The sequence below is a fragment of the Mesorhizobium sp. L-8-3 genome, from assembly GCF_016756615.1.
Lineage (GTDB): Bacteria > Pseudomonadota > Alphaproteobacteria > Rhizobiales > Rhizobiaceae.
This window is the reverse complement of sequence record NZ_AP023262.1, coordinates 416,807-433,180: the sequence shown is the minus strand read 5'-3', so window position 1 is coordinate 433,180 and position 16,374 is coordinate 416,807. Positions and strand designations below refer to the sequence as shown.

Below are 16,374 nucleotides of genomic sequence, written 5' to 3'. Positions count from 1 at the left end.
TTCCGATGTTGCCGTCGGACTTTTCTGTTAGAGGGTACGGTATGCGTATCCTCGACCTGAACACCTTCCTGGTGCTGGCGCGGAACCGCCATTTCGGCCGGACCGCCCAGGAACTCAATACGACGCAGCCGGCGATCTCGACCAGGCTGGCGGCGCTCGAAGCCGAGTTCGGCTGTCGCCTCGTGCATCGCGGCGACCGCGAGTTCCGGCTGACGCCCGAGGGGGAGCGGGCGCTGCAGGTCTTCCAGGACGTCATCGGGACGCTGCAGGGCCTGCGTGCCGAGCTGCGCCAGGGCACCCCCAGCTCTACGATAACGGTCCGCATCGGCGCGATCGATTCGGTGGCCTCCACCTGGATGCCGCATCTCATCGAATCGCTGCATGCCCGGGCGCCCAACCTGCGGGTGGAACTGACCGTGGAATCGACGAAGGATCTCGTCCAGCACATGACCAAGGGCGAGCTGGACATGATCTTCTGTCTCGATCCGGCGATCGGCGACGGTTTCCGCAGCTTCGTCGCCTGCGTCTGGCAGATGATCTGGGCCGGCTCGCCGAAGCTCGTGCAGAAGGACATGGCCTACAGCGTCGACGAACTGGCGCGAATGCCGATCGTCACCTTTCCGAAGGACACGCCGCCTTATCGCCAGATCGCTCCCTATTTCCAGGACGAGCGCGTGCTGGCCTCGAAGATGACGAGCTCGAACTCGCTCTTCGCCATCATCAACCTGATCATCGACGGCTTCGGCGTGGCGGCGTTGCCGGCCGTCACGATCGAGCGCGAACTGAAGGCGGGACTGCTGCACCAGATCGAGGTCGAGAAGTGGTTCCCGCCCATGCCGATCATCGCGACCTATCAGTCGTCGACGCACCAGAACGTCATCCATCTCGTCGCCGACCAGGTGCACGAGGTGGCCGGCGAATTCTGCGCCCGCGTCAGGCCCGGCACCGCCTGGACGACGGAGGCCATGGTTGCAGCCGAGAAAGCCGGCTAACCGGTTGTCCCGGATTTGCGGAGGCGGGGTGTCAGCCTACGGCATGCGAGTTGTCTATCGGCGCCTCAGCGTCGAGGTCGTTCCATACCCTCTGATCCACGAGCCGGCCGCCGTCGACCGTAAAGCGGTCAATGAAGCGTATGCCTTTGAACGGGCGCCCGTCCGGCCATTCGCCCGAAAGCGTGCCGAAACAGTAGACCACCATGCCTTGCTCGCCAAAGCTCTCGTCGAAGCCTTCATAGGTCTTGCTGACGAAGCGGTAGCGCTTGCTGCCCCATGCTACCAACTCCTCGAGTGCCGTGAACCGGGCGTTGCCCGGAAAGGTCATAACGAAATCGTCCGCAAGAAACCCGCGGGCACGATCCAGATCGCGTGCTTCCATTGCAGCAAGAAATGCGCGCACGGTTTCGGCAGCCGCGGCCACCGGTTTGCCGGGCATGCGTGATACACGTCCGCGCATGTAGCTGGAGGGTTTGACCTCCTCGATCACCACGGTGACGCCTTCGAGCGGCGCCGCGATCGTCGAGCGGACGGCATCAGTCAGACGTGCCGCCAGCCGGCTGCGGGTCTCGTCGTCATATCCCTCGATAAGCGTCGTCCTGACGACAGGCATTCCCTTTCTCCCAAATCACGATTTCGATCAGTTGACATATTGGTATAGCTATATACCATATTGAGCAAGTCTAGGGAGGCAGATGGATGGTTCGCGACGGAGCGAGAGACGGGGAGAACCAGGGAAGCGAGCTGCATGGCCGGCTCAATCCCGATGCCCGTGTGCCGCTCTATCATCAGATCTTCGTCCTGCTGCGTAACCGGATCTATGGCGGCGTCCTGACACCAGGCGATCTCGTCCCCGGCGAACTGGACCTTACCCGTGAATTCGGGGTGTCCCGCATTACCGCCAAGCGGGCGCTCAACGAACTGGCGGATGTCGGGCTTGTCGTTCGCGAACGCGGCAAGGGCACGCGGGTGGTTGCCCGTCCGCCGACGCCGGCGGTCACCTCCTCCATCGAAGGCTGGCTGGAGAACATCTCCCTCATGGGCATCGCCACCGAGGCGCGCGTGCTCGAATTCGACTATGTGCCGGCAAGCGAGGACATAGCCGCTGCCCTCGAACTCACATCCGGAATGGAAGTTCAACGTGCGGTGCGCGTTCGCCGCCTCGACGGCAAGCCGATGTCGTTCCTCGTCACCTATGTGCCAAGCGATATCGGCCGCCAGTACGACCGTGACGACCTCAACACCAAGCCGCTGCTTCACCTTCTGGAGCGGGCAGGTGTCGAAGTCGCGTCGGCCCGGCAGACCATATCGGCGACCATCGCCGACGGCGAGGTTGCCGCCGCTCTTTCCATACATGCGGGAGCGCCGCTGATCGAGGTCCGGCGTGTCGTGCGGGACGTCTCGGGGAGACCCGTTGAATATATCCGCGTGCTCTACAGGCCCGACGTCTATCGCTTCGAGATGGATATGCGCCGGGTGCGCGGGAAGGAAGGCATGCACTGGTCGGCCCTTACGCAGACACCGGTCCCGGCCGGCGAAACAGTGATGAATGCCGGGGAACAGTGAAGATCAACAATACAGGAGGTGAACATGACCGACAGGACAGGTAGGGGCGCGATGCGCCGTCGTGAATTTCTTGCCGCGGGCGCAGCCACTTTGGGAACTGCGGTGGTGGGCTTTCCCGCGGTGCTCAGGGCGCAGCCGGCTTCGATCAAGATCGGCCTTATCCATCCCGTTACCGGGTTCATCGCCTTCTCGGGTACGCAGTCGCGGGCCGGCGCGCAAATGGCGATCGAGGAGATCAATGCGGCCGGCGGCATCAAGTCGCTCGGCGGGGCGAAGCTCGAGGCGGTGCTCGGCGACAGCCAGGGCAAGCCTGAAGTGGGCGCGGCCGAAGTCACCAAGATGGTCGAGGCAGGCGTCCACGGCATCGTCGCAGGCTATTCCTCCGCGATCTCGCTTGCGACCTCGCAGGAAGCGGCCAAGACCGATACGCCGCACGTGGTCGATGTCGGCGTCGCCGACGACATCATGAAGCGCGGCCTCAAGAACACGTTCCGCTTCTCGCCGGGCTACAGCAAGATCGCGTCAACCGCGGTCGCCAATCTCGATACCATCAACAAGGCCGCGGGTTCGCCGGCCAGGACCGCGCTTATCGTGCACGAGGAATCGCTGTTCGGCACGGGTTCGGCCAAGCTGCTTTCGACGGAGCTGCCGAAGATCGGCATCGAGGTCGTCGATGTGATCAAACATGCGAATCCGACGCGGGACTTCACCAACATCGTGCTGCAGATCAAGTCCAAGAAGCCGGACATCATCATCCCGGCCAACTACTACAACGAATATATCCTGTTCGCCCGCACCCTGCGGCAGCAGAAGGTCGAGGCCAAGGCCATCTATTCGGTGCTCGGGGGCGCGGCTTCCAACTACCAGTTCGTCAAGGAATTTCCCGACGCAGCCGATCAGATCATGGACTGCAATCACTGGTTCAACCCGAAATCCGACCTTGCGCTGGCGCGCAAGAAGGCGGCGGAAGCAAAGGGTCTGGTCTATACCTACGAGGTGTTCCTCACCTACAACGCCGTCGCCTATCTGGCCGATGCCATCGAGAGGGCAGCGTCCACGGACAAGGAGAAGGTGATCGCCGCGCTTGCGGATTCCACATGGGATCAGCATGGAATGCCCTATGGCCCGACCAAGATGGAGAACGGTCAAAACATGGGTGCGCAGCCGGTCAATACGCAGATCCTCAACAACCAGATCGAGGTCATCTATCCGGCGGAATTCGCCTCGGCCGGAGCTGTCTTCCCGATGAAGTCCAACGCCTGACTCCGGATGCGCCTGCCGGGCGGCTCTGCGGTCGCCCGGTCCATCGAGGAAATGTCGTCGCTTATGCCCGATTTCACGATTGTCCTGCCCTCGCTGCTCAACGGCATCACCACCGGCGCGCTCTACGCGCTGGTGGCGCTCGGGCTGACGCTTATCTACGGCGTGCTGCACATCATCAATTTCGCGCATGGCGCGCTGCTGATGATCGGCCTCTATGCGGTCTATTTCCTCAATGTTCAGTTCGGCGTCGATCCCTATGTCGCCCTGCTCATCGTGCCGCCGCTGATGTTCGCGCTAGGCTACGCCCTGCAACGCGGCATCATCACGCGCGCCAGCCACGGCCGTGACGAGAACATCCTGCTCGCCACGTTGGGACTCTCGATCATCATCGAGAACCTGGCGCTCTATTTCTTCAAGTCGGATACCCGCATCATCGATACACCCTATTCGTTCGAGACGGTGGAGGTGCTGGGCGCATTCCTGCCCCTGCCCAAGGTCATCGCCTTTTTCGGAGCGCTGGTGACGGCAGGACTTTTCTGGCTCGTCATGGCGCGCACCGATCTCGGCAAGGCGATCCGCGCACTTGCCAAGGAACGCAAGGGCGCCGCACTCGTCGGCATCGACACGGAACATGTCTATGCCATGAGCTTCGGTCTGGGGATCGCCTGCCTTGGCGTCGCCGCCTGCCTGCTTCTGCCCAGTTACTACGTCACGCCGCAGGTCGGCCACGGCTTCGTCCTCATCGCCTTCACCATCGTCGTGCTCGGCGGCATGGGGTCGTTCGTGGGCGCGCTGCTCGGCGGCTTCATCATCGGCATCGTGGAGGCGATGGGCGGACTGTTCCTCGGTGAGAGCCTCGGCCAGATCGGCATCTTCCTGATCTTCATCCTGGTGCTCATCTTCCGCCCGACGGGTCTGCTGGGGCACAAGGCATGACCGCGATGCGCAGCCTCTCGACCCTTCTCCTGGTCTTCCTGCTGATCGGCATTGCGCCGCTCGTCGTGACGTCCGACTTCTGGCTCAACGTGGTCATCATGACGCTCTATGCGGCATTGCTCGGGCAGGCCTGGAACATCCTCGGCGGCTATGGCGGGCAGTTCTCCTTCGGTCATGCCGCCTTCTTCGGCACGGGAGCCTATGCGGTGGCCGTCCTGCAGGTGCAACTCGGCATCAATCCGTGGATCGGCATGGCATTGGGCGGTGTGCTGGCTGCGGCGGTCGCTGCTTTCATCGGCTTCTGCACCTTCCGCTATGGCCTGCGCGGTTCTTATTTCGCCCTGGTCACGCTGGCTTTCGCCGAGGTCCTTCGCATCCTGTCCAACTCCGTCGACGTCACCGGCGCCGGCGTAGGATTGCTCATCCCGCTCGCTCGCGGGGTCGAGAATTTCCAGTTTGCGTCGCGCGCCGGCTATTTCTGGGTCGTGTGGGCGCTGGCGCTGGCCGCTTTTGTCACCGTCTGGTGGATCGGCAATTCGCGCTTCGGCGCACAGTTGACGGCGGTGCGCGACAACGAGGAGGCTGCTCGCGCGCTTGGCGTCAACGCCTTCCGCGTCAAGATGGGCGCGATTGTCCTTTCCGGATTCTTCTCCGGCCTCGCCGGCGTCTTCTACGCGCAGTATTTCCTCTATCTCGACCCTTCGATCGGTTATGGGCCGGAGATCTCCATCACCAGCCTGCTCGTGCCGATCATCGGTGGCATGGGGACGCTTTTCGGGCCGCTTCTCGGTGCCGTCGGCGTGCATGCCATCTCCGAAGGCACGCGCAGCTTCGTAGGCGAGGCGCCGGGCATCAGCCTTGCCCTGTACGGGGCGGTCCTGGTGGTGATGGTGCTCTTCATGCCGCGCGGGCTTGCCGGGTTGCTCGCCCGGAGGGCCCGCAAGAGGCATGAGGACAGGGTTGCTGCCGGAGACGCGGAGGTTGCCGGCCATGCTTGAGGTCCGCGCCCTTTGCAAGAGCTTCGGCGGTGTTCAAGCGGCGCGCGACGTCAGCTTCACCGTCCCGGAAGGCGGCATCGTCTCGCTGATCGGTCCCAACGGTGCCGGCAAGACGACGTTGTTCTCGCTGATCACCGGCTTCCACAGACCGGATTCCGGTTCGGTCGCCTTCCGTGGCGAGGTCATCACGGGACACGCACCCGAAACGATTGCCCGCCGCGGCCTGGTGCGCACCTTCCAGATCGTGCAGCCCTTTGCCGGCCAATCGGTTCGCGAGAACATTGCGGTGGGCGCGCATCTGCATATTTCGTCGCGGCGGGAAGCGCTGGCGAGGGCCGGCGAAGTGGCGCGCATGGTCGGCCTCGGGGACAGGCTCGACATGCCGGCCGGCGCGCTGACGGTCGCCGGCCGCAAGCGTCTCGAAGTCGCCCGCGCGCTGGCGACCGGGCCGAAGCTCGTGCTCTTCGACGAGGTTCTGGCCGGCCTCAATCCATCCGAGATACGCGACGTCATCCCCATCATCCGGGCGATCCGCGAAACCGGCGTGACCATCCTTCTCATCGAGCATGTCATGCAGGCCGTGATGAGCCTGTCCGAATACACCTGGGTCCTGAACCAGGGACAACTGATCGCCGAAGGCAAGCCGCGCGACGTGGTCTCGAACCGGCAGGTAATCGAGGCCTATCTCGGCAAGGGCATGGCCGAGCGCATCGCCAGGCGGGAGGTGGCCGATGCTTGAGGTCGAAGGTCTCAAAGGCGGCTATGGTGCGGTGGAGGTGCTGCGCGGCATCGACCTCGACATCGCCTCGGGCGAGATCGTGGCGCTGCTCGGCTCCAACGGCGTCGGCAAGACCACATTCGCGGCCGCGTTGTCGGGCCTGATCCCTTGCCGGCAGGGGTCGGTGCGCTTCGACGGGCGTCAGATAAACGGGCTCGGCGCCCGTGCGATCGTCGATCTCGGACTGATCCAGGTGCCGGAAGGGCGCCACATCTTCCCCAACCTGACCGTTCTCGAGAATCTCGAGCTTGGCGCCTACTGCCGAGGCAGGGCGAACCGGCCGGACAACATCGACAAGGTGGCCGACATTTTTCCGCGGCTGAGGGAACGTTTCGGGCAAAAGGCAGGCACGCTGTCGGGCGGCGAACAGCAGATGCTGGCGATCGGACGCGGCATGATGGCGGAGCCGAAACTGCTCATCCTCGACGAACCGTCGATCGGGCTGTCGCCGCTTCTGGTGGAAGAGATGTTCGCGCTGATCTCCCGCCTCAACGCGACCGGGCTTACGATCCTGCTGGTCGAGCAGAACGTGCTGCAATCGCTGGAGATCGCCAGCCGCGCCTTCGTCATGGAGAACGGCGAGATCCGCCTGTCCGGCAGGCCGGCCGAGATGATGAACGATCCCGAATTACAGCGCTCCTATCTGGGGCTGGCGTGATGAAGGCGACGCTAGCGCAGAAGATCGTCGCCCGCGCGGCGGGACGGCAGAGCGTGCGGCCGGGCGAGGTCGTCACGGCCAGGGTCGATCTGGCGATGATCCACGATTCGGGTGGGCCGCGCCGCGTCGAACCCATCCTGAAGGAATTCGGCGTCGGCCTGTTCGATGCCTCGAAGGTGGTCCTGATCTCCGATCATTTCGTGCCTGGCGACACCGACGAGGGCGCGCGCATCCTGGAACTGACCCGCCAGTGGGCCAGGGACCGCCGCGTCGCCTTCCACGACGGCGAAGGCATCTGCCATGTCGTGCTGCCGGAACGCGGGCACCTGAAACCCGGCATGTTCGTTGTCGGCGGCGACAGCCATTCGCCCACCGGCGGCGCCTTCGGCTGCTACATGTTCGGGATCGGCGCGACCGAAATGGCGGGCGTGCTGGCGACCGGCGAGATCTGGCTCAAGGTGCCGGGCACCATCCTGATCGAATGGAAGAACCGGCTGGGACCGGGTCTGACCGCCAAGGACATCATGCTTGCGCTTTGCGGCCGGCTCGGCATGGACGGCGGGAAGTATCAGGCGGTCGAATTTGCCGGCGAGGCGATCACGGCCCTTTCCATGCAGGAACGCATGACGCTCTCCAACATGGCCGCAGAACTCGGTGCGCAGGCCGGATTGATCGCCCCCGACGAGACGACCGCCGCCTTCCTGAGGGCCGCCGGCGGCGAGCAGGGCGACTACGGCCATCTGTTCACCGATCCCGGGGCCGAATTGCTGGAGCATCACGTCTTCGACGCGGCAGCCCTCGAACCTCAGGTGGCGGCGCCGCATTCTCCCGCCAATTCCGCCCCGGTGGGCGAGACCGCCGGCACGCCGGTCGAAGTCGCCTATATCGGCGCCTGCACCGGCGCCAAATATGTGGATCTCAAGGGCGCGGCGGACCTGCTGCGTGGCCGCAAGCTCGCCAGAGGGGTCGAACTTCTGGTGGCGCCGGCCTCGCGCCGCGATCAGCAGCGCGCCGCGGACGACGGCATCATGAAGGTGTTCGAGGATGCCGGCGCGCGCATCCTGGCCAATGCTTGCGGCATCTGTGCCGGCTATGGCGCCGACCGTCTCGGGGAGGACGTCTCCTGCATCTCGTCCACGGCGCGCAACTTCAAGGGCCGTATGGGAGCGGCGTCCTCGAAGGTATGGCTCGGCTCTCCGTTGACGGTAGCGGCCTCTGCCGTTGCCGGGCACATCGCTGATCCGCGCGACTTCCTGCCGGAGGCGAACCGATGAGCGGTCGTATCTTTCTTTTCGGCGACGACATCGACACCGACCAGCTGGCGCCCGGACAATATATGAAAGGGGGGCTCGAAGAGCTTGCGAAACATTGCCTCGAAGGCGTGCGGCCGGAATTCGCCCACGAGGTCGGGCGCGGCGATATCGTCGTGGCCGGCAGGAATTTCGGCATGGGCTCGTCGCGGGAGCAGGCTGCCGAGGCCCTGCTGCATCTGGGCGTTGCCGGCGTGGTGGCACGTTCCTTTGCCGGCATCTTTTATCGCAATGCCATCAATCTCGGATTGCCGGTCCTGGTGGCGCCAGACCTTGCCGGTGTCACGGACGGCGAAAAAGCCGACCTCGATCTCGAGGCGGGGGCGTTGCGCCTCGCGGCGAGCGGACGGGCGGTGGTACTCGAGCCCCTGCCAGACAATCTCAAGCGCATGCTCGCCGACGGCGGCCTGGTTCCGCATCTGAAGAAGCGCTTCGCGGCGGCGCGCAGCAATGGAAGGCCCCTATGAAAGTCAATCTGAAGCAACGCCTCGGAGAAGAGCGCATCCTGCTTGCTCCCGGCGTTTACGACGCCCTGAGCGGCCTGATCGCGTCCCAGGCCGGGGCGGAGGCCGTTTATCTCTCCGGGGCTTCGATCGCTTATACGCGTTTCGGCCGCCCGGACATCGGTCTTGTCTCCATGAGCGAGGTGGCTGATACCATCGCGGTCCTGCGCGACCGTATCGCCCTGCCGATCGTCGTCGACGCCGACAACGGCTTCGGCAATGCGCTCAACGTTCAGCGCACGGTGCGCGTCTTCGAACGCATGGGCGCCAATGCCTTGCAGCTTGAAGACCAGACAATGCCGAAGCGTTGCGGTCACCTCGATGGCAAGTCGCTGATCTCGCCGGGAGAGATGGCGGGAAAGATCCGGGCGGCCTGCGATGCGCGCGCTTCCGACGACACGCTTATCATAGGCCGCACCGACGCCATCGCCGTCGAGGGTTTCGTGGCGGCGCTGGATCGGGCGGAAGCCTATGTGGAAGCCGGCGCCGATATGCTTTTCATCGAGGCCCCGCGATCCATGGAGGAGATCGGCCGCGTCGTCGAACGTTTTGCCGGCCGCGTGCCGCTGATGGCCAACATGGTGGAAGGCGGCAAGACTCCGATCGTCGATGCGGCCGGGCTGGAGAAGCTCGGCTTCAGCTTCGTGATCTTCCCCGGCGGCATCGTTCGTGCCGTTGCGGCGACGCAGCGCGACTACTACCGCAACCTGACGCGAACGGGGTCGAACGAGGCGTTCCGCGACCGCATGTTCGACTTTGCCGGCTTGAATGCCGTCATCGGCACGCCCGACTTGCTGGCCATGGGCCGTCGCTATGACGGAGGTGACGCGTGATGGCGCTTGATCCGGTCACGCTCGCCATTCTCAAGGGCCGCCTCGAGCAGATCGCCGACGAGATGGATGCGACATTGTTCCGCTCCGCTTTCAACCCCATCATCGCCGAGGCGCACGATGCCTCGCACGGCATCTATGATGCGATCACCGGCGAAACGCTGGTGCAGGGCAAGTCCGGTCTGCCGATCTTCGTCGGCGTCATGGCCTTCGCGGTCAAGGCCGTGATCGGCAAGGCCGCCCGCCAGGGCGGCGTCCATGAAGGCGACGTCTGGATATTCAACGATCCTTATGAGGGCGGCACCCATCTTTCGGACTTCCGGCTCGTGAAACCCGTCTTCCGGGACGGTAACCTGTTCTGTTTTCTCGCTTCCGTCGGCCACTGGCACGACGTCGGCGGCAATGTGCCCGGAAACTACAATCCGGCCGCCACCGAATGTTTCCAGGAAGGAATGCTCATCCCGCCGGTCAAGCTCTATGACCGGGGCGAGTTCCGGCAGGACGTCGTGGACATATTGTCCGCCAATTCCCGGCTGCCGCTGTCGCTCTATGGCGACCTCAATGGCCAGATCAACGCACTGGAACTCGGCGAGCGTCGCATGCACGCGCTGATCGACGACTATGGCGACGGGACGGTCGCGTCGGCGCTTGTCGAACTGAAGGCACGCGCGGCCGAGATGATGCGTGCGCAGATCGCCGGCCTGCCGGCGGGCACGGTTTCCGCCGAGGATTTCCTCGACAATGACGGCATCGTCGACCAGCCGCTGAAGATCGCGCTGGATCTTACCATCGAGGGCGACCGGATGGTGATGGATTTCACCCGCTCCTCGCCCGCCTGCGCCGGCCCGGTCAATATCTCGCGCTCGACCACCATTGCGGCCTGCTATGTGGCGCTCAAGCACATTTTCGGCGAAGTGCCGGCGAATGCGGGGGTTCTGGAGCCGGTCGAGTTCCGCATCGCGGAAAGCTCGCTTCTGTCGGTCGTGGCGCCCAAGCCCGTCGGTGGGTACACCGAGACGATCCTGCGGCTGATCGACGTCGTCTTCCAGGCGGTTGCGAAGATCGCGCCTGGGCCGGCCATGGCGTGCGCCTACGGCACGATCAACGCCCTCTCGCTTGCGGGCCACAGGACTAACGGCCAGCGTTGGGTCATGTTCTCCTTCTTCGGTGGCGGTCATGGCGCGCATGGCGCCGGCGACGGCCTCAACCACGGCAATGCGCCGATCTCGACGGCGACCATTCCGCCGCTCGAAATCCTCGAAGCCGCCTATCCGGTGCGCTTCACCCAATGGGCCCTGCGGCCCGATTCCGGCGGAGCGGGCCGTTACAGGGGCGGCCTCGGCGCGGTGTATGAGATCGAGCTTCTGGAGAGGGAAGCCGATGTGTTCCTGTTCGGCGAGCGTGGAAAGTTCGCGCCTCCCGGTGTCGCGGGCGGAGCCGCCGCCGCGCCCAACCGATTCCGCTACGAGCAGGCCGAGGGCGAATGCGAGCCGCCGATGGTTTCGAAGATGGTCGGCATCCATCTGCGGCGGGGGCAGAAGGTTCGCCTGGAGACGCCGGGAGGAGGGGGCTACGGCGATCCTCTGGAACGTGACCCGGATCTGGTGGTGCGTGATGTCAGGCGGGGCTTCGTGAGCCCGGAACGAGCCGCCTCCGACTATGGCGTCTCAATCTCTGACGGCCGGATCGATGCCGGCGAAACGGCAAGACTTCGCAACCGGGAGGCCGCCGAATGAACCGCCCTGCCTACGTGATCGGCGTCGATGTCGGCGGCACCTTCACCGACGTCTTCATCCTTGACGAAAGCGCCGGCACGGTGATGACCGCCAAGGTGCCGTCCACGCGCGGCGACCAGTCGAAGGGCATGGTCGAAGGCATCGGCAACCGGATTGGCGACTTCGCCGATATCAGCACTGTCGTGCATGGCACCACGGTTGGCACGAACGCGCTGCTCGAACGCAAGGGCGCCCGCACCGGCATCATCACCACGCAGGGTTTTCGCGACGTGCTCGAGATGCGCCGGCGTGACCGCCCGACGACCTGGGGCCTGAAAGGCTCCTTTGAGCCGGTGGTCGATCGTTCGGATCGGGTCGAGGTCGCGGAGCGCGTGCTCGCCGACGGCTCCGTTCTGCGCGTGGTCGAGGAGGAGGAAGTGCGCGCGCGGGCGAAGGCACTTGCGGCAAGCGGTTGCGAGGCCGTCTGCGTCTTCTTCATCAACGGCTATGCCAACAATGACAACGAGAAGCGCGCCGTGGACGCGGTGCGTTCGGTCTGGCCCAACGCCTATGTGACGGCGGCGACGGAGATACTGCCGGAGATCCGCGAATTCGAGCGCGTCTCGACCGCGACGCTGAACGCCTATCTGCAACCCGTCGTCTCGTCCTATCTGGAGCGGCTGGAGAATGCGCTGGGCAGCCGCGGCTTCGCCGGCGACATCATGATCGTGCAGTCGAACGGCGGCGTCATGGCGGTCGATACCGCCAAGCGCTATCCGGTCCGCACCGCGCTTTCCGGTCCAGCGGCCGGGGTCATCGCGGCGACGGCGATCGCGCGGGCGGCGGGTTTCGACAACATCATCACCTGCGACATGGGCGGCACGTCTTTCGACGTCTCGCTCGTCACCGGCGGCAAGGCGGCGCTGGCCGCCCAGACGGCGATCGACTTCGGGATGGTTGTCCGCACGCCGATGATCGAGATCACCACGATCGGAGCCGGCGGCGGCTCGATCGCTTCGGTCGACAAGAGCGGCCTCCTTCAGGTTGGGCCGGAATCGGCCGGCTCCGATCCGGGGCCGGTGTGTTACGGCTTGGGCAACGACCGGCCTACGGTGACCGACGCCAACCTCGTGCTCGGCCGCATCAATCCCGACCGTCCCATCGGCGGCAAGCTCGCGCGTCTCGACGTCGAGGCGGCGCGCAGGGCAATCGATGCCCATATCGCCCTCCCGCTCGGTCTGGGCGTGGAGCAGGCGGCCGACGCGATCCTGAAGCTGGCCAACGCCAAGATGGCGGGAGCGATCCGGCTCGTTTCGATCGAGAAGGGGCATGATCCGGCGAAGTATGCCGCCATGCCCTTTGGCGGCGGCGGCGCGCTGCATGCAGGCGCTCTGATCAAGGAGGTTGGCCTTGGCGCGGCTCTCGTACCGCGCTTTCCCGGCGTCACCTCGGCGCTTGGCTGCGTGGTGGCCGACATGCGCCACGACCGGGTGCAGACCGTCAACCGTCTGCTCGACCAGATCGACGCGGCCTCCCTCGGCGAGGAAATGAAAAGGGTTGCCGACGAAACCGAAGCGCTGCTCTCGCGCGCTGGCGTGACCTTCGAACGCGTCGAACGCATATTCGAACTGGACATGCTCTATCTCGGCCAGACGCATACGGTGAGCGTGCCGATTGCGGTAGTCGATGCCGGATTGACGCGCGCGGCGATCCAGGCGGCATTCGACGAGGCTTATCGCGACGCCTATGGCAGGTTGCTCGAGAACATTCCGACCCGGGTGATGAACTACCGCGCGGCCGTTGTTGGCTGCCGACCGAACCTCGACATGGCGGTGTTCGCGCCGGTGGACGGGAAGACGGCCGAGGCCTGCCGGATCGGCACGCGCCGCATCTATGCCGACGGCGCGTTTCATGAGGCCGCGATCTATGACCGGCTGGCGCTGGAGGTTGGCGCGACAATCGTCGGGCCGGCATTGCTGGAACAGCCGGACACGACGATCTTCGTCGATCCGGGACTTGTCGCCAGCGTCGACCGTTTCGGCAACCTGCTGATCGAGCGGGTACGATGATGCAGCCGGCGGTCTCCAACCCGCGAACGACCGGGCTTCTCATCATCGATCTCACCAATGATTTCCTCCATCCCGACGGCGCCTATGCGCGCGGCGGACAGACCAGCCCGGAAATCGCCGCTCTGCCCGAACGCGTGCTTCCGGTGGCCGAGACCCTGCGGGCGAAGGGCGGCTGGATCGTCTCGGCGGAGTTCACGCTGGTGCCGGGCAAGAGGGGCGAGCCGTTCATCTCGCCCCACCTCAAGGCCATTCGCCCTTTCCTCGGCAAGGGTGATTTCGCCCCGGGGAGTTGGGGGCAGGAGTTGGTGGAAATGCTGAAGCCGGCCGACATCCGGATCGAGAAGGTTGCCTATTCCGCCTTCTACATGACCCGGCTCGAATGGGTGCTGCGCAAGGCCGGCATCGATACGCTGCTCGTCTGCGGCATCGTCACCAATGGCGGGGTCGCCTCGACCGTGCGCGACGCGCATATGCGCGATTTCACCACCACCGTGCTCAGCGATGGCTGCGCCGCGTTCGGGCGCGATACGCATGAAACCACGCTCGCCGATCTGCGCACCGTCGCGGGACAGATGACCTGCGCCGAAGCGGCAAGCCTGATCGCGGGGCTGTGAAGTGGAGGCCGGCGCGGTCAGCCGCGAGCCGCCGCCGCGCATCGACGCCTCGGCCGATGTCGTCGTCATCGGCGCTGGCGCCTGCGGCCTGGCGGCGGCGCTGAAGGCCGGCGACGCCGGCGCGGATGTTCTGGTGCTCGAACGCGATGGCTCCGCCTCGGGCTCCACCTCCATGTCCTCGGGCTTTGTTCCCGCGCCGGCAACGCGCTTCCAGTGGACGGCGGGCATCGAGGATGACACGCCCGACCGTTTCCTGGCTGACATCATGGCCAAATCCCATGGCAGTTCGCATGCGCGGCTTGCGGCACTTGCCGCTCGCACGATCGGTCCCGCGCTCGAATGGCTTGCCGACCGACATGGGCTCGAATGGATCGTGCTCGACGACTTTCTCTATCCCGGCCACTCCCGCCATCGCATGCACGCAGTCCCGGAAAAGACCGGCGCGGCACTTCTGGCCCGGATGCAGGCGGCAACCGAGCGGGCAGGCATTCCGGTCGTCTGCGATGCGCGGGCAGTGCGGCTGTTCGTTGACGATCTCGACCGCGTGCGCGGCGTCGAGCTCCTTCGTCCGGACGGCGCCGCCGAGATCGTCGGCTGCGGGGCACTTGTGCTGGCCTGCAATGGCTATGGCGGGAGCCGCGAGCTCGTCGCCCGTCACATTCCCGAGATCGCCGGCGGCCTCTATTACGGCCATGCCGGCAATACGGGCGATGCGCTGACATGGGGTGAGGCGCTGGGTGCCGACGTGGCGCATCTTTCCGCTTATCAGGGGCACGGCTCGCTTGCGCATCCGCATGGCATCCTGATCTCCTGGGCGCTGATGACGAAGGGCGCAATCCAGGTCAACACGGAGGGCAGGCGGTTTTCAGACGAGAGCGGCGGCTATTCCGAACAGGCGGTCTGCGTCGTTTCCCAGCCCGGCGGCGTCGCCTGGAACGTTTATGACCAACGCATCCACGATTTCGCGCTGGCCTTCCCCGACTACCGCGATGCCGTGGCGGCGGGCGCGGTGATCCGTGCCGCCGATCTTTCGGAATTGGCGCGCGCGACGCATCTGCCTGAGGCCGTCCTCCAGGAAACGTTCATCGAATTGGAAGCCTCCCGGTCAGGACGGCGAAAGGATGCTTTCGGCCGCGATTTCAGCTCCCTTCCCCCGTTCGAAGCACCGTTTTGCGGGGTGAGGGTCACAGGCGCGCTGTTCCACACACAAGGCGGCCTTGTCATCGACGACAATGCACGTGTAGTGCGGCCGGACGGTGCGCCGTTCCCGAATCTCTTCGCCGGAGGCGGGGCCGCCTGCGGCGTCTCGGGCCCCAACGTCTCCGGCTATCTTTCCGGAAACGGCTTGCTGACGGCGCTGGCCTTCGGTTTCCTGGCCGGAGAAGGCGCGTTAGATCGAAGTTTGAATTGAGAATGTCGGGATAGTGGCGGATTTGCAGGGCGTCCGGGCTAAGTTCTTTGCGAATTGTGTCCGTGTAGGAGGTTCTCAACGGACTCGAATTCTGATTCGATGGCGGCATGCGCACTGGTTCGGCTTGGCGGGATTTGCCGGAGGTGTTCGGCGAAACTCCCTCGCCGTCGTACCATGGATGATTGCGTCGTGGGTTTGGTTGGTCCGCATGGAATGACGCTACAGCCATCTGCAGAACCTGGAATTCTCGCGTCAATCGCCGCTCGCCAGTGTCGGAACGGACAATCTCGCATTTGATCCGTTTAGAACCGAAAAGCTGTAGCGCCCGCGCGTATCGCGTGTGACCGAATAGGACAGGATCTCGCGTATCCGGTTGTCCCGGTCAAAGGTAAGCACGCGAGGCTGGATCTCCGTGATCGCGCTCTCATCGAGATAGACAGAGTTGCAGATGATGACCTGGTCGCCGGGCTGGCACGTGCGCGCGGCCGCGCCGTTGAGGATGCAGCACCGCGAGCCGCGCTCGCCGAGGATGACGTAGGTCGAGATCCTGGCGCCCGAATTCTTGTTCCAGATCTCCACGAACTCCATCGGCAGGATGCCCGCCTCTTCGCAATGATCCGGGTCGAGCGTTATCGAGCCGTGGTAATTGATGTTGGCGTCGGTCACGTGGATGCCATGCAGCTTGCCGGCGACGATCTTGCGCATTCCGTCCCTTTCCTTGTCGGTTGACC

The 16,374-nt window shown here is 64.7% G+C and carries 16 protein-coding genes; 14 read left to right on the top strand and 2 right to left on the bottom strand.

Translation table 11 applies throughout. The annotated features are described in order from the left end of the window. The first annotated feature begins 41 nt into the window (after positions 1–41). Entirely contained in the window at positions 42–992 is a 951-nt protein-coding gene (locus JN302_RS01980) for a LysR family transcriptional regulator (RefSeq protein ID WP_202309862.1), read from the top strand. 31 nt (positions 993–1,023) lie between these two features. Here JN302_RS01980 and JN302_RS01975 read toward each other — a convergent pair whose 3' ends face one another. Then, entirely contained in the window at positions 1,024–1,605 is a 582-nt protein-coding gene (locus JN302_RS01975; RefSeq protein WP_202331430.1) for a nuclear transport factor 2 family protein, read from the bottom strand. A gap of 86 nt (positions 1,606–1,691) precedes the next feature. On the opposite strand from JN302_RS01975, the gene JN302_RS01970 reads away from it, so the two are divergent. From JN302_RS01970 to JN302_RS01910, 13 genes are all read left to right on the top strand, one after another. Continuing rightward, a complete protein-coding gene (locus tag JN302_RS01970) occupies positions 1,692–2,558 on the top strand; it encodes a GntR family transcriptional regulator (protein ID WP_202331428.1) in 867 nt (288 codons plus the stop codon). A gap of 24 nt (positions 2,559–2,582) precedes the next feature. Next, positions 2,583–3,821 carry an ABC transporter substrate-binding protein gene (locus tag JN302_RS01965; RefSeq protein WP_202331426.1) on the top strand — a complete coding sequence of 413 codons (1,239 nt, stop codon included), beginning with the start codon at positions 2,583–2,585 and terminating at the stop codon, positions 3,819–3,821. 63 nt (positions 3,822–3,884) lie between these two features. After that, positions 3,885–4,757, top strand: a complete 873-nt coding sequence (locus JN302_RS01960; RefSeq protein ID WP_202331424.1) for a branched-chain amino acid ABC transporter permease — start codon at positions 3,885–3,887, stop codon at positions 4,755–4,757. After that, positions 4,754–5,755 (top strand): branched-chain amino acid ABC transporter permease, encoded by a 1,002-nt coding sequence (locus JN302_RS01955; protein WP_202331422.1) that lies wholly within the window; start codon positions 4,754–4,756, stop codon positions 5,753–5,755. The genes JN302_RS01960 and JN302_RS01955 overlap by 4 nt, the downstream gene beginning before the upstream one ends. Further along, on the top strand, positions 5,748–6,494 hold the full coding sequence (locus tag JN302_RS01950; RefSeq protein ID WP_202309858.1) for an ABC transporter ATP-binding protein: 747 nt from the start codon (positions 5,748–5,750) through the stop codon (positions 6,492–6,494). The genes JN302_RS01955 and JN302_RS01950 overlap by 8 nt, the downstream gene beginning before the upstream one ends. Further along, the gene (locus JN302_RS01945) at positions 6,487–7,191 is read left to right on the top strand and encodes an ABC transporter ATP-binding protein (protein ID WP_202309857.1); all 705 of its coding nucleotides are present in this window, start codon (positions 6,487–6,489) and stop codon (positions 7,189–7,191) included. Before JN302_RS01950 ends, JN302_RS01945 begins: the two co-directional genes overlap by 8 nt. Beyond that, complete coding sequence (locus JN302_RS01940) at positions 7,191–8,465, top strand: 3-isopropylmalate dehydratase large subunit (RefSeq protein ID WP_202331420.1); 1,275 nt, start codon at positions 7,191–7,193, stop codon at positions 8,463–8,465. Before JN302_RS01945 ends, JN302_RS01940 begins: the two co-directional genes overlap by 1 nt. Further along, positions 8,462–8,968: a LeuD/DmdB family oxidoreductase small subunit gene (locus JN302_RS01935; RefSeq protein WP_202309855.1), complete on the top strand. Its 507-nt coding sequence runs from the start codon at positions 8,462–8,464 to the stop codon at positions 8,966–8,968. Before JN302_RS01940 ends, JN302_RS01935 begins: the two co-directional genes overlap by 4 nt. Then, complete coding sequence (locus JN302_RS01930; RefSeq protein WP_202331418.1) at positions 8,965–9,837, top strand: isocitrate lyase/PEP mutase family protein; 873 nt, start codon at positions 8,965–8,967, stop codon at positions 9,835–9,837. Before JN302_RS01935 ends, JN302_RS01930 begins: the two co-directional genes overlap by 4 nt. Further along, positions 9,834–11,570, top strand: a complete 1,737-nt coding sequence (locus tag JN302_RS01925; protein ID WP_202309853.1) for a hydantoinase B/oxoprolinase family protein — start codon at positions 9,834–9,836, stop codon at positions 11,568–11,570. The genes JN302_RS01930 and JN302_RS01925 overlap by 4 nt, the downstream gene beginning before the upstream one ends. Continuing rightward, positions 11,567–13,618: a hydantoinase/oxoprolinase family protein gene (locus JN302_RS01920; RefSeq protein ID WP_202331416.1), complete on the top strand. Its 2,052-nt coding sequence runs from the start codon at positions 11,567–11,569 to the stop codon at positions 13,616–13,618. Before JN302_RS01925 ends, JN302_RS01920 begins: the two co-directional genes overlap by 4 nt. Further along, on the top strand, positions 13,618–14,232 hold the full coding sequence (locus JN302_RS01915) for a cysteine hydrolase family protein (RefSeq protein ID WP_202334149.1): 615 nt from the start codon (positions 13,618–13,620) through the stop codon (positions 14,230–14,232). Before JN302_RS01920 ends, JN302_RS01915 begins: the two co-directional genes overlap by 1 nt. A 1-nt stretch (position 14,233) precedes the next feature. Beyond that, positions 14,234–15,643: an FAD-dependent oxidoreductase gene (locus tag JN302_RS01910; RefSeq protein WP_244846161.1), complete on the top strand. Its 1,410-nt coding sequence runs from the start codon at positions 14,234–14,236 to the stop codon at positions 15,641–15,643. Between the two features lie 252 nt (positions 15,644–15,895). On the opposite strand, the gene panD is transcribed toward JN302_RS01910, so the two are convergent. Further along, the gene (gene panD, locus JN302_RS01905; protein ID WP_202331414.1) at positions 15,896–16,348 is read right to left on the bottom strand and encodes an aspartate 1-decarboxylase; all 453 of its coding nucleotides are present in this window, start codon (positions 16,346–16,348) and stop codon (positions 15,896–15,898) included. Positions 16,349–16,374: the final 26 nt, after the last annotated feature.